We start from the raw sequence: 14,729 nt of genomic DNA, 5'->3' as shown, positions 1-14,729 counted from the left end.
ATAAATAAAAATATTTGCAACTAATTGCAATATAGTAAATTTTATTAGGTAAGACATCTCACTTTTTAAAACAGTATTTCAGGAAATTATGTTTATTAAAAAAATATTTGTTCCTTTTTTCAAGTTAATGTGTCTATATAGTAGAAAGTAAACAAAATAATTTTATGAATTTGAAAAATTACAGCGACATTGAACTTATTGAATTGATGAAAGGCAAACGAAAAAGCCGCGATGAAGCATTTAAAGAAATTTATTTGCGGTATAGTCGCTTGATTCATGGGTTTATTGGAACTTACATAAAGGATGCCGATGCAGCTGAAGATATTTTTCAGGATACATTCATTAAGTTCTTTGATGTCGCGCAAAAAAAGGAAATTCAGAATATTCAGGCATACTTGCTTACTTTGTCGAAAAATTTGTGTCTGAATTATATAAGAACAAAAAAAAGAAATATTGAAATTGATGAATCTATGTTGTGCGAAAATGATGATAAAATTGGTAAAAATGAGATGATTGAACTGATTTTATCATCTATGGACTTACTTGAACCTCTTTACAAGGAATGCTTCATGATGCGTGAATTTGAAGGACTATCATATAACGAGATTGGTGAAAAACTTGGTATTACTGCAGACAACGCTAAAGTACGAACACTAAGAGCGAAACGAAAAATTATTGAAATTCTGCAACCATATTTGAAAGATTTATCTAAATAGGCAAAAAAATGGAAAAGTTTGAATTAATAAATGAATTATTGGATGGTAATCTTGCCGAATTACAGGAAAAAGATTTATTTTTTGAAATTGCATCTAATGATGAACTAAGACAAGACTTCAGGCAGCTTTTATCACTTAACCGCTCCAGTTCTGCAATTTCAAAAGGTTATTATATTCCCCAGTCAAGCACTGATAAGATTTTTGGAGCTGTTGTTATTACAAGTTTTAACGGCGGTTTTATTGGGCTACTTCAAACAATCAAATCTTCACCTGTTTTTATGCCAATTGCAGCTTCGATTTTAACAGCATTATTGATATTTGGAATTTCTGATATTTCCGGATATAAATTTCAAAAAGAATCAGATATGAATAAAGTACCCCTTATCAGTTCAAATGTTGAATCTTGGGTTATGCCTGATTCAGTCAAAAATAAGTCTGAAAATTCAACAATTGAGAAATTAAACTTAAATTCAAATGACACAAAATCAATTAGTATGATTTCAACAGCAAGGGAGGAGAAAACGAGAAAAGAAAATTCTATTACACACAATTTTGAAAAAAATGATAATAGTTATATTAATATTTCTAAGAGTCAGTATTTGTTAGATGAAGCAGTGAATATTAATATATCTGAAAGAACAAATCATTTAAATAATTTTGTTCATATTGAACAAAACGTATATAATCAAATCTCAGATGATATTATTAGTGGTTTGCCTCTTAGTATTGAGATTAGAAATTCGCAATACTGGAATATTCCGGCAGCTACAATCACACCTTCAAAATTTGCTGATTTTCACAATATGACAATTGATATTAAATACAACTTCGAAAGTGGAATTTCTTTAGGTGCTGATTTAAGACGAGAGACATTTTTTCAGAAATTTGATTTCTTTGATGAATTAAATCAATATACAATAATTGAGCAGCAACCTAACTTTACGACTTTATCAGTAAATCTTGCTTATCATTATGATACCGATAGTCCGGTCATACCATTTGCACAGGTTTCTGTCGGTGGCAATGAGGTTGGTGCTGTCTCCTGCCTGATGGTAGGAGCGGGCTATCGGATTAGTGATAATTTTATGTTAAATATTAGCAGTGAGCTCAGCAATATGACTTACAGTTACAAAGGCACAATATTTAATTCACCTAAATTCGGATTTAATTATGGCATAAGTTATAGATTTTAATAGATTGTATTGTTCTATGAATAGGAGTTTTTGGTACGCTACTACGTAGCTAAAACAATTTGGTAAATTTTATTGCTATTAATGGTACGCAGCTACGCTGCTATTAAGAATGTTAAAGCAACGTAGTTGCGAACTATTAATAGCATACGTTGTGATTCAAAGAAAAAAGCAACGTAGTTGCGAACTATTAATAGCATACGTTGTGATTCAAAGAAAAAAGCAACGTAGTTGCGAACTATTAATAGCATACGATGTTATTCAAGGGAAAAAGCAACGTAGTTGTGAACCATTAATAGCATACGATGTGATTCAAAGAATAAAGCAACGTAGTTGTGAACTATTAATAACATACGACATGATTCAAAGGAAAAGCAACGTAGTTGCGAACTATTAATAGAAGATTGCATTAAATTATCTAAAGCTACGTAGTAGCGACCAATTAATAGAATGTAAAATTCAAACATTGTCTTTATTTAGCTACGTAGTAGCGACCTTTTTTTAAAAATGGAATAAAATTATGGCTAATACATACACACAAATTTACATTCAGGTTGTCTTCTCCGTTAGTAGCAGAGACAACTTGATAACAAAAAATTTTAGGAATGAATTGGAAAAATATATTACAGGTATTGTGTCAAACAGAAATCAAAAATTATTAGCAATTTATTGTATGCCAGATCATGTTCATATATTATTATCCCTAAACCCTGATATTAAATTATCTGATTTGATGCGTGATATTAAGGCAGGGTCATCTAAACATATCAATGATATGAAATGGGTGCGAGGAAAATTTTCATGGCAAGTAGGCTATGGTGCGTTTTCATACTCAATAAGTCAGATTGATGCAGTTGTTAAGTACATTTTGAATCAGGAACTGCATCACAAGAAGAAGACGTTTAAAGAAGAATATGTCGAGTTTTTGGAGAAGTTTAGTATTGTTTACAAGGAAGAATATTTATTTGATTTTTTTGATTGATGTTTTTGGGATCGCTACTATGTAGCTACGCCGAATTCGTGTTTTATTATGCTATTAATGGTATGCAGCTACGCTGCTAAAACAATTTAGTAATTGTTATTGCTATTAATGGTACGCTACTTCGTAACTAAATTTCGAGAAAATAAATTTTAAAAATAATTCAGGAGATTATTAAAATGAAAAAGAAAATATTTTTGACTGTTGCAATGCTTACCTTACTTTTTTTAGGAGCATGCAAAGACCCTGTGGGATTAGATGATAATCTTAAAATGACACAGGAAACTACTTTTGAAACATTGTTCAAAGGTAACCATAGTTTTCGGTTTGAAGAACCTGTAAATTTTGTATTTAGGTCAAAATCAGAATTTAATACTTTTATGAATAGTTTTATTGAAGATATGGCTAATTACGAAAAATTTTCAGATTTGAAATTTAGAGTAAATCAAATTGATTTTTCAAAAGACATGTTGATATGTATGTCAAGAGGTGCTAAGCCAAGTAGCAGTATTACTTTTGAGATAACAAGAATAGTTAATAATCAGGATAAATTATTTGTTGAATCAAGGGAATTTCATCCTGAAGTTGGCGATTTGTCCATTGGCTACCCTATACATATTGTAGCTGTTAAAAGAACTGAGGGTGCAGTCGAATTTGCAGAAACAAAAATTGTGAAAGAAGTAGAAGATGATAGCCAATTACTACCATTTACAACGATTTTCAATAAATCACATGGAATTGTTTCCGAAAACAAAATTTTTACAGTTCTGAAAAGTAAAGCAGATGAATCAGAATTTTTATCGAAAGTGCGTTCATACAATTATGACGGAAACGGTAATGAAATACCTGTTACTATCGGTGATATTGACTACAGCAAAGATATGGTGATTATCGCACATTACGGCTCAAGCTCAAGCGGTAGCAATTACATACTAATTCCGGCTATTGAGCTGAAAGATGGCAAAATTACGGTTTATTCCAAATATTATATTCCATATATCGGCACAGATGATATCGGTTATCCGGTACATATCGTCAAACTTGAAAAGCGAAATGAACCAATCGAATTTGCCGACACAGAGGAAATTCATTTAGGTGAATCTGAAAGCATATTGCAGAGTACTTCTTGGGAGTGGTTTGGATATTCTATTGGAGCAATGGAAGCATTCTTCACACCCGAATATAAAAACAATAACAAATACACTATGAAATTTGATGGTTCAAACACCGGCAGCGGACGCTTGAATTGTAATAATTACGGTTTTATGTACTCAATATCAGATAATAACTTATCATTTAAGGATATGGTGATTACAGAAGCTTATTGTGGAGATGATTTGGAACTTCAATACACATCGGCTTTAAGCTCCGCATATCAGTATAACCTAAGTGAAACTAACCTAACAATTGTAACCAACCATCCCAAATATACGGTTTTGTATTTCAGGAAGAAGTAAGAAGAATGTGCCACACCTCACAAGTGTGGCGCAACTTTATTTGGCTTCACCTACCATCGCAAAGGGCTGAAGCCCTTTGTTGCGAAGACGGATTTAACTTTCAACTCAATAACATTTAACTTTTAACTATGTTACATCTTAACAAACTTTTCAATTCTGTTGCCTAAGCGAATTAAATATACGCCCGGTTGCAGATGAGATACATCAATTCTTAGTAGCTCAGACGCCCCCGTCTGAGTATTTTTCATATTATTCACAGACGAGGGCGTCTGTGCTACCTCCAAACCAAGCATATCGAATATTTGCACAGAAGAAACTTCGGAAGTTTCCAAAACTTCCGAAGTTTTAAAACTGATTGTAATAAAATCACTTGCGGGATTAGGTGAAATCAATAATTTGCCGCTGTGATTTATTTCTTCTGAAACCCCTACTGTGTTATCCTTAATAATTTTTAATTTGAGTGAATCATTACATACTGTAGCAAATGCTATAATCCCATTTGGCAGGGCTCTTATTCTTGTTAATGAACTTAAGTGACAATCATTTATAAAGTCATTCCGCCAGATAACATTAAAATCAATATCAGTCTTGATAACTGAATAATAAATATCTTTGGCATTGTAGTTTGTAATACTTAGTATTAATTCGTTCTGCTCTGTAATATCAATTGATCTTAATCCAGAATGCTGTGAATTTGGAATGCCAAGATTTACTGTCGCAACAGAACTTATTTCTGATAATGTTTCTCTGTCTAAAATGATAATGTATGACCTACTATATAATATTATTTTGGTCTCATTAACAAACACAAATGATGTAGATTCTTCGGAATCAAATAACTCATTTTCTATAAATTTATATGATTTTTCAGACTTGTTGTATATCATTGCAAAACCTTGCATTTTAATTCCTTGTTCAAATCTAATAGTATTACCATGTAGTATGATGTTCTCTTCGTCAATAAATTGCCATTCATTAACATTATAAGAAACATCTATCTTATTTTCATTATTTTTTGGGTCACTAAAAATAGTATCTCTTTTGGTTAACTCGTAAGTATCTTTATTGATTATATCATGAAGCATTCTTTCCCCGTCACTATATATTGTATTTAAATAATCTCCGATTATCCAAAATTTAGTACTTGAATGATTAAGACTATAACTGCTAAGATTAAATTTTTCCGATTTCTTATTGCCAAATTTGTCAAGTTCTAAAACTACAGGATAGCACCCGTCCCATCCATTTTCAGCACCTCCCCTTGTACAGATACTTCCATATAATTCAATATTTTCATCTTTTGAATTTAAAGAATAATTTACAATATTATTTGAACCTCTTAACTCTGTCAACCATTGAAAATTTAGCTCATTATCAATTTTTGCTATTGATGGAAATGTTAGCTCAGATAAAGTATTATTATTTATATAATTGAAATAATTATCAAATACGAATAATAACCCGTTATCATTGGTTTTGATACATTGGTAATAGGAAAAACTCGAAAAAAAAACATTTTTTGATAATGCATTCGGGAATTCAAAAGAAACATCGTAATTATTTTCGGAAATAATATCCTGAGAAAATATTTTGAATATGTTCAAAATAACAATTATAAACACTGTTAAGATAAATTTCATAATACACCTTTTAAATTAAAAAATAATTGAGTGGTTTAATTCAAAGATTAAACCACTCCCAAAAAATTATCTTGACTTAATAAATCTATTTAAACCAAGTAAATTATTGTCCTGCATGATTTTAACAAAATAAATACCATCAGGGTAATGTTTAACATCCAACATCATTGTTGAAGAATTGTTCGTTGACAATCTGCACATTATCTTTCCAAGTAGGCTGACTATGATAATTTCAGAATTTTTAGAAATAGCCGGTAGTTCAATCGTGATTTTTTCATAAGCTGGATTTGGAGAAAGAGAAATTGGATAACCTATGTCAGTTGTTGATTCCCTAAGAAGTTTCCAACTTTTACCGGTATTTTCAGTAATAATTTTCTCTCCGTTAGATCGCGTTAGTACAGCAGTTAAATTATCAGGTAAAACTTGAGTCCAGTTTTTTCCTGAATTATACGTCTTGAAAACTTCTCCTTTTGAATTTGTAAGAACAGCGCTTAATTCCTGACTATTCATTACAGATTTACAAAAGCAGAATATAAATATGATAAAAATAATTATATTTTTCATTTAATTAATCCCGTATTATTCTGATACACAATTATCATGACAATCAATGATTTCCTGGTCAACAGTATTTATAGGACAACCACTTGGGTCCGGAAAAGGTGAAACGTAACAGTTAATTTCATGTCCGGTAACTTCTGTAGTTATCTGAGGCACTCCATTCAACATACAATATTTATATGTAATTCCGCAACATCCTTGTGAATCAATACATGGGACTTCAACAAGACTATATATAAGTTCACCACCGATATCAAATGAAGAAAAGCATACTTTTGCACATACTTTTTGATAATATGTTGTTTTAACATGATAACCGGTTCCGCATTCCACTTGTGCTTTTATGGCGGGTATAGCATTATCATACCAGGCAATAAAATTAATAAGGCTTATCTGTCTGATTATACTCCTTTTTAATTCACTGATATTATTACTTGTAATTCCAGTACCATTGTTTGTAAGCCATAAAATTAAATTTGTACAGCTTGTCCCATTTAATATAAAAACACTTTCAATAACCCATTGAGTTGTATGAGGCGTTTGTCCGATACATTGCCTCCATTTATAATTTACTCGCAGACTGCATCCTGGAAAGCCATCAGCTTCTATATCTTTAAAAGATGACTGCCAACCTCCTGGATCATCGCAGTTCGCATCCCATTCAGTACAATTTATATCCTGAGATTTTACTAAGTTAATAGTTGAAGCAAATCCAATTACTATGAAAAATAAACTATATAATATTTTTTTTAATTTGATAAATTCTAATTTATACATTGTGAATCCTTTAAATATTTTTTAAAAATTATAAAAACTACATCTACCTCAACATTTTTAAATTTCTTATTTTTATATATATAAATCATAACTTAAGACGTTGAAGTGAAAACAAATAAAGACTCATAAATAATTATGCCTAAGTCCAGCATCATCCAATTTTGCGACAGAAATGATTTATATTTTGTAAATCTTATCTGCCGCTAAATCGTAATTCCGGGAATTTTAAGCTCCTCAAATAAAATAAAAATTTTAATTTTGTGAAAATACTTTTCGTTGAGAATTCGTTGAGAATTCGTTGAGAATTCGTTGAGAATTCGTTGAGAATTCGTTGAGAATTCGTTGAGAATTCGTTGAGAATTCGTTGAGAATTCGTTGAGAATTCGTTGAGACAAAATTTATTAAACAAAAATTCTTTTTCTGCTGAAGTAATAAAGGAGAGATAAAGCGTTTGAAATATGCAGATAACAAAATGGCAAAAAGATATATATTTGCCCCAAGAGATAGGGCAATGTTACTATAAATTTTATGATATTTACCTATCAAAATCATATTTTTTCTTAGTTACCATTATCTTTTTACTAAAATAAGTAATTTTTAAATAATGTGCAAACGAATTTTTTTCACTATCAGAAAATTTCTCCACCTTTTTCCCAATTATTGTCTGAATCGCGGATTATTCTGATTAAAAGATTTCGCGGATTATAAATAGTGCTTGGAAGAAATGAAATTTCATAAATTAATTTGTGAGATACACTAATATATTCTTCACCTGAGTAGTGACAATAATTTTAGCGTTCTACAAAATATATTATAGTATTATAAAATATATACAATAATATTATAACATAATATTCTTAGCATATATTAATTATTGTGAATTCAGGAACAAAATCAAATGCAGACTTCAATTCCAAGAGTTGTTATCATCGGTGGTGGTTTCGGGGGGATTCAAGCGGCAAAAAGTCTTAGTAAAAGTAAAGTTCAGGTTTATTTGATAGATAAGAATAATCACCATTTATTTCAGCCATTATTATATCAGGTAGCTTCATCGGCTTTATCCCCGGGTGAAATTGCTGTGCCAATCCGCTCTGTTTTGAGTAAATATAAAAATGTGAATATTATTATGAATGAGGTATTGTCAATTGATACCATCAAGCGAAAAGTAATTATGATTAGTGGCAGTTTGGAGTATGATTATCTGATAGTTGCTCCCGGCTCAAGACATTCATATTTTGGTAATGATGAATGGGAAAACTACGCTCCGGGGTTAAAAAGTCTGAGTGATGCACTTAAAATCAGAGAAAATATACTATATTCATTTGAACTTGCTGAAAGGTATTATCATACTTCTAAGGCACACAAATATCTGACTTTTGTAATTGTTGGCGGAGGTCCTACAGGCGTGGAAATGGCAGGTGCAATTGCCGAAATAGCACGGAATACTATGCTTCGTGATTTTCCAATTATTAAAAAAAGTGATATAAGGGTTATACTTGTTGAATCAGGTGAGAATTTACTTGCATCTTATCCTAACGAGCTTTCCAATTACACTAAGTCTGCATTGCAATCAATTGGGGTTGAAGTTTTAAACGGAGTTCGAATAAATAAAGTTGCTGAAGATTATGTCATGGCTGGAGACAAGAAAATTGAAACTAACAATATAATCTGGGCAGCCGGAAATTCAGCTTCACCAATACTTAAAACCTTGGGTGTGGAGCTTGACCGCTCCGGCAGAGTTATCGTTGAACCGGATTTATCAATAACCGGAAATGACAGGGTCTTTTTAATTGGCGATGCAGCAAAACATATTAATCCCGATGGAAAGGAAACTCCGGGTATAGCACCTGCTGCTATTCAACAAGCAAAGTATGTTGCAGCAATCATCTCAAAATCTTTAGCCAAAAAAGAACGAAAGCCGTTCACATATTTTGACAAGGGTAGTATGGCAACCATAGGTAAAGCAAAAGCCGTTGCAATGGTTGGATCACTGAAATTTAAGGGGCTCTTTGCATGGCTGATGTGGTCATTCATACATGTATTTTTTCTAATTGACTTTAGAAATCGTTTTCGCGTTATGATTGAGTGGATTTGGTATTATGTCACAAACCGTCCGGGAGCAAGATTGATAGTTTACAGTAAAAAGCCGGATAATCAAAATCCTTTAGTAAATTAAATTATAATTCAGTAAGTGATGGGAGCCTGTTTAAAAAAAAATATAATTTACAGCAATTATTCTAATATTTGAAATAAGTTTGTTATTTTTGTGAATATTATTTTTGAACAGAATGTAAATAAAATGTCAAATATCATTGATGGTAGTGCAGTAGCCGCCCAAATAAGGTCGGAACTTAAAGTAAAATCGGAAATACTTTTCTCCGAAAAAGGCATCAAGCCCGGATTGGCTCTATTGCTGGTTGGCAATAATCCGGCATCGGAAATTTATGTTAATATGAAATTCAAGGCTTGTGGCGAAATTGGCTTTCATTCAATTATTGAGCGATTGCCTGATTCAGCAAGTGAAGAAGAGGTGCTTGGGATAATTTTCAATTGGAATCATAACCCTGAAATTCATGGGATTTTAGTTCAGCTCCCACTTCCAAAACAGATTAACGAATTTAAAGTCTTAAATTCAATTTCACCGGATAAAGATGTTGATGGTTTCCATCCTGTTAATGCCGGCAAACTTATGCTCGGTCTTCCGGGATTTGTTCCATGCACACCGGCAGGTATTATGGAATTATTCAAAAGATATGAAATAAATCTCAAAGGAAAACACGCTGTAGTAATCGGAAGAAGTAATATTGTCGGCAAACCAATAGCAAATCTGATGCTTCAGAAATCTCCAAATGCTAATGCTGTTGTTACTCTTTGCCATTCTGCTGCTCCGGATTTAAGTGTGTTTACTAAACAGGCAGACATTTTGGTTGCTGCTATCGGAGTTGCTGAGTTTATCAAAGGTGATATGGTCAAAGAAGGTGTTGTTGTCATTGATGTCGGTATAAACCGTGTTGATGACCCAAGCAAGCCTAAGGGCTATAAAGTGGTTGGTGATGTAGAATTTGAAACAGTTGCTCCAAAATCGCACTTAATAACTCCTGTACCAAAAGGAGTAGGACCTATGACAATTGCAATGCTTATGTCAAATACTTACGATTCAGCCATAGGACGTTATGCCTCATAAAACACTTGAAAGCTACGGAATAGATGTAATTTATGAAGACGAGAGAATTATCGCTCTGAACAAGCCTGCCGGAATGTTAACACTTCCCGATAGGTTTGACCGTATGGCGAAAAGTATAGTCAGAATTTTGGAATCTGTCTATCCCTCAATTTTTGTTGTGCATAGAATTGATAAGGAAACAAGCGGACTGATAATTTTCGCAAAGGATGCTGAAGCACATAAATTTCTCAATGAGCAGTTTATGGAACATTCTCTTACAAAAGTCTATCACGCGGTAGTTCGTGGTGTTTTCAATCATGATGAATTGGAAATTGACATTCCTATTATGGCAAATCCCAACGGAAAAGGTGGGATGGTTCCGTCAGCTCGCGGTAAATATGCTATAACTGTTGTTCGACCGAAAGAGAAATTTCGATTGGCTACTCTTTTAGAATGTAATCTTATTACTGGAAGGCAGCATCAAATCAGAGTTCACTGTAGTACAACAGGCTATCCTTTGCTCATTGATGAAATGTATTCTGGTGTCAAGGAATTTTATCTCTCTTCAATTAAGAGAAAATTCAATTTGCAAAAGAATGAAACAGAAAAGCCTGTCATAAACAGGCTTACTCTACATTCTAAGTATATGAAATTTATCCATCCCGATGGTGCGGAAATGAAACTTGAATCTGAATATCCAAAGGATTTCGATGTATTAATTAAATTGCTTCGCAAATACGCCTGATTAAAACTGAACGAATCCGACTTTTTTGTAAACCTTTCTGAGAGTTTTCGAGGCTGTGCGACGGGCAGTTTCGTCGCCTGTTTTTAAAATATCAATGAGCTGGTCTTTGTCACTCATCAGTTCATTATATTTTTCTCTTATTGGTTTGAGATAATCAGCCACAGCGTCAGCCACTGCAGGCTTGAAATCGCCGTATCCTTTATCCTGAAAATTCTGTTCAATTTCCTTAATACTTTGGTTTGTAGCAAGGTGCATAAGTGTAATCAGGTTTGAAACTCCGGGCTTGTCTTCAGGTGAGTACTTGATTTCAGAACCTGAATCAGTTACCGAACGCTTAATTTTATTTTTGATAACTTCATCGCTGTCAGTAAGAAATAGAATCGAATTTTGGTTTGAATCTGACTTTGACATTTTTTTCTCAGGAGTCTGAAGACTCATTATCCTGGCTCCGACTTTAGGAATATATGGATCAGGGACGATGAAAGTATCTGAATAATTATGGTTAAAACGCTGAGCAAGATTTCTTGTCAGTTCAAGATGCTGCTTCTGATCTTCGCCCACAGGTACAAGGTCAGCCTGATAAAGCAAAATATCAGAAGCCATAAGAACAGGATAATCGAAAAGTCCGACATTGATATTTTCTGAATGTTGCTGGGATTTATCTTTAAACTGAGTCATACGGCTACATTCGCCCATACCGGTAAAAGTATTGAGCACCCATGTAAGCTGAGCGTGTTCCGGAACGTGAGATTGTATAAATAAGGTGCTCCTTTCCGGATCAATACCTACAGCAATAAACATAGCTGCAGTTTCAAGAGTTCTTTTTCTTAAGTCGGCAGGATTTTGGCGAACAGTTATTGCATGAAGGTCAGCGATCATGAAGTAGCAATCGAATTGCTCCTGAAGTTTTACCCAATTTGTAAGTGCACCGGCAAGATGTCCCATTGTAAGAATGCCTGAAGGTGTGACACCACTAAGTATGACTTTTCTTTTATCTGTTGGATTTTCCATAATTGAATGTATCAAGTTGAATAATTAAAAGCGTAATAACGATAAATATCCTGATTTTGTGTAAATTCGATATTATTTCCGAAATATCAGTTGTTTCTGTTTAACAGACGGTTTTCAAGAGTGCGTGATATCTTAACAAAAGGCAATCCAAGCAATAAATAAACCGCTGCAATCAGAATTCCTGTTCCGATATAATCAAAATATGTTGCTGAAAGCTGATTATAGAGCTTAGTCAGTTCTACAAGCGTAATAACCGAAACAAGTGAAGAATCTTTGAGAAGTGATATAAAATCATTGGTTACAGGAGGAAGAACGATTCTGAATGCCTGAGGCAGAATTACAAATCTCAAAGCCTGACGCCTTTTCATTCCGAGTGCAAGAGCGGCTTCCATTTGTCCTCTTGGGACTGAATTAAAACCTGCTCTGTAATTTTCGGCTTCGTAAGCGGCATAATTTAAACCCAAGCCCAAAACAGCAGCAAGAAAAGGTGAGAGCATTATTCCAATTGATGGCAAGGCATAAAAAATGAAAAATAGTTGAATTAATAAAGGTGTACCACGCATAAACTCCACAAAAGCTATTGCCAGAGAGCTGAAAGGAACCGGAGCATAAAGCCTGATAATTACAATAAAAAGCCCCAAAACAATCGCAAGTATCATAGAAAGAACTGAAATCTGAACTGTCATTAATGCCGCTCTTGCTATCATCGGCATAAAAGTAAGATAGCGGACGAGTCTTTGTTCTAAACTGATTTCTTTGATTTGTATCTGTATATAATAATCATACTTGTCATGTTTTGTTTCCGATTCTTCAAAATCATCTGTATATTCAGCCATCAGTGGATTCCAAAGATTCCATCTTTCAAGTATTTCTCTCAAAATACCGCTTTCTATCATCAAATCAATAGCATTATTTACTCTGCTTAAAAGCTCAATATCATTAAGTCTGAATGCTGCTCCATAAAGTACTTTGCCGATTGGTTGTCCGGTAAGTTTCATATCAGAATTCCATGAAGCATAATAAAGAGCAATTGGAGCATCTACAAGTACAGCGTCAAGCCGTCCGTTCTTTAAATCTTCGAATGCATTGACCTCACCTTCATAAGTAAGTGTTTTAATTGCAGGCTCTGAGAGAAGGATTCTTTCCGCAAGCGAGTTTTTCAAAGCACCTACTTTTTTGTTCCTCAAGTCAATAAGTGATTTATAATCGGGATTTTTGCTTAATGTTACTATCTGCTCATAAGTTACGTAATATGGTTTTGAAAAGTGTATTGCAGATTTTCTGTCTTCTGTAATTTCAAGCCCATTTACAGCTATATCGTAATCTCCCCGGTAAAGTCCGGGAATAAGACCATCCCATTGATTTTGAATGAATTCAGGAGTTACATTCATTAATTTTGAAAGGGCATCAATAAAATCAACTTCAAATCCCATGAGGTGATCAGGAGTAAGCGGGTCCTGAAAAATATATGGAGCATTTCCTTCAGCATCAGCAGCCCATTTCAGCTTCTCTGCATTTAGGGAAGATGTTGTTATTAATAATACTAATATGTAGATTATTCTTTTCAATTTAATAGCAATTTGCTTATATAATCTTTAGTTCTTTCATCTTTTGGATTTTGGAATAAATCATCTGGCGAACCTTTTTCTACAATTATACCTTTATCCATATATGCAATTGTTTCGGATACATTCCTTGCCAAACCAAGTGAATGAGTAACAATAATTTGCGTCATTCCTTCTTTTTTGAGTTGTCTTACAATCTCTATAAAATCAAGAACAAGCTCAGGGTCTAATGCTGAAGTTGGCTCGTCATAGAGCATAATATCAGGATTTACAGCTAAAGCCCTTGCTATGGCGACCCTCTGAGCCTGACCACCTGATATTTTGGAAGAGTTTCGTTCAGCCATCATTTTCATATCAACTTTGTCGAGTAAATATTCACTTTCAGCCCTTGCTCTATCATAGGAATATCCCAAAACCTTTTCTAGCGGAAGGATTACATTTTCAATCACTGAAAGATGTGGAAAAAGATTTAGATTCTGAAATAAAAATCCAACATTTTGTCTGATTTTCAATACTTTTGAACGAATTTCATCATTTGTAATAAATTGCAGAGAGTCTTTCAGATAATTATCTTTACTTGATTTTTTTGCATCGTCATGGACTTTCTCATTATTAAATTCTTCACTTTTTAAAGTAATTTCTCCTATACGAATCTCTCCTTCACTCATAATATTCAGACAATTAATGCAACGAAGAAAAGTTGTCTTACCGCAACCCGACCTTCCAATAATTGATATTATCTCACCCTTTTGGGCTTGAAGTTCAATTCCTTGCAAAACATACTCTTCGCCGAAATATTTTTTCACATTTGCAGCCTCTAAAATTATTCCATTGCTCGAATTATCAGTCATTAAAATATGTTGTTAAATCTGTATAAATAATATTAGCAAATTTAATAAATTATAACAAATTAAAATTATTTTAT

General features: G+C 33.2%; 13 protein-coding genes. 7 read left to right on the top strand and 6 right to left on the bottom strand.

The window, feature by feature from the left end; all coding sequences use genetic code 11:
* Window positions 1-164: 164 nt before the first annotated feature.
* The 4 genes from KF896_12950 (at window position 165) to KF896_12935 (ending at window position 4,342) form a co-directional block, all read left to right on the top strand.
* Entirely contained in the window at window positions 165-716 is a 552-nt protein-coding gene (locus KF896_12950; protein ID MBX3044616.1) for an RNA polymerase sigma factor, read from the top strand.
* 8 nt (window positions 717-724) lie between these two features.
* A complete protein-coding gene (locus KF896_12945; protein MBX3044615.1) occupies window positions 725-1,909 on the top strand; it encodes a hypothetical protein in 1,185 nt (394 codons plus the stop codon).
* A 517-nt stretch (window positions 1,910-2,426) separates the two neighbouring features.
* Window positions 2,427-2,888: an IS200/IS605 family transposase gene (gene tnpA / locus KF896_12940; GenBank protein MBX3044614.1), complete on the top strand. Its 462-nt coding sequence runs from the start codon at window positions 2,427-2,429 to the stop codon at window positions 2,886-2,888.
* Between the two features lie 176 nt (window positions 2,889-3,064).
* Window positions 3,065-4,342, top strand: a complete 1,278-nt coding sequence (locus KF896_12935; GenBank protein MBX3044613.1) for an META domain-containing protein — start codon at window positions 3,065-3,067, stop codon at window positions 4,340-4,342.
* A gap of 131 nt (window positions 4,343-4,473) precedes the next feature.
* Here the strand turns inward: KF896_12935 and KF896_12930 are convergent, their stop codons facing one another.
* The 3 genes from KF896_12930 to KF896_12920 all read right to left on the bottom strand — a co-directional run bounded on the left by KF896_12930 (window position 4,474) and on the right by KF896_12920 (window position 7,320).
* A complete protein-coding gene (locus KF896_12930; GenBank protein ID MBX3044612.1) occupies window positions 4,474-5,982 on the bottom strand; it encodes a T9SS type A sorting domain-containing protein in 1,509 nt (502 codons plus the stop codon).
* A 66-nt stretch (window positions 5,983-6,048) separates the two neighbouring features.
* Complete coding sequence (locus KF896_12925; protein MBX3044611.1) at window positions 6,049-6,546, bottom strand: T9SS type A sorting domain-containing protein; 498 nt, start codon at window positions 6,544-6,546, stop codon at window positions 6,049-6,051.
* Window positions 6,547-6,561: 15 nt separating this feature from the next.
* Window positions 6,562-7,320, bottom strand: coding sequence for a hypothetical protein (locus tag KF896_12920; GenBank protein ID MBX3044610.1), 759 nt, complete (start codon window positions 7,318-7,320; stop codon window positions 6,562-6,564).
* An 898-nt stretch (window positions 7,321-8,218) separates the two neighbouring features.
* Here KF896_12920 and KF896_12915 point away from each other — a divergent pair.
* The 3 genes from KF896_12915 to KF896_12905 all read left to right on the top strand — a co-directional run bounded on the left by KF896_12915 (window position 8,219) and on the right by KF896_12905 (window position 11,228).
* Window positions 8,219-9,496, top strand: a complete 1,278-nt coding sequence (locus KF896_12915) for an NAD(P)/FAD-dependent oxidoreductase (GenBank protein ID MBX3044609.1) — start codon at window positions 8,219-8,221, stop codon at window positions 9,494-9,496.
* A gap of 123 nt (window positions 9,497-9,619) precedes the next feature.
* Window positions 9,620-10,504, top strand: a complete 885-nt coding sequence (locus KF896_12910; protein MBX3044608.1) for a bifunctional 5,10-methylenetetrahydrofolate dehydrogenase/5,10-methenyltetrahydrofolate cyclohydrolase — start codon at window positions 9,620-9,622, stop codon at window positions 10,502-10,504.
* Window positions 10,494-11,228, top strand: coding sequence for an RNA pseudouridine synthase (locus KF896_12905; GenBank protein MBX3044607.1), 735 nt, complete (start codon window positions 10,494-10,496; stop codon window positions 11,226-11,228). Before KF896_12910 ends, KF896_12905 begins: the two co-directional genes overlap by 11 nt.
* On the opposite strand, the gene trpS is transcribed toward KF896_12905, so the two are convergent.
* The 3 genes from trpS to KF896_12890 form a co-directional block, all read right to left on the bottom strand.
* A complete protein-coding gene (gene trpS, locus KF896_12900; protein MBX3044606.1) occupies window positions 11,229-12,239 on the bottom strand; it encodes a tryptophan--tRNA ligase in 1,011 nt (336 codons plus the stop codon).
* 86 nt (window positions 12,240-12,325) lie between these two features.
* Window positions 12,326-13,819, bottom strand: a complete 1,494-nt coding sequence (locus KF896_12895; GenBank protein ID MBX3044605.1) for an ABC transporter permease subunit — start codon at window positions 13,817-13,819, stop codon at window positions 12,326-12,328.
* Window positions 13,804-14,655: an amino acid ABC transporter ATP-binding protein gene (locus KF896_12890; protein MBX3044604.1), complete on the bottom strand. Its 852-nt coding sequence runs from the start codon at window positions 14,653-14,655 to the stop codon at window positions 13,804-13,806. The genes KF896_12895 and KF896_12890 overlap by 16 nt, the downstream gene beginning before the upstream one ends.
* Window positions 14,656-14,729: the final 74 nt, after the last annotated feature.

Source organism: Ignavibacteriota bacterium (assembly GCA_019637995.1).
Classification (GTDB): Bacteria; Bacteroidota; Ignavibacteria; order Kapaibacteriales; family UBA2268; genus JANJTB01.
This window is presented reverse-complemented; position numbering and strand designations above follow the sequence as displayed.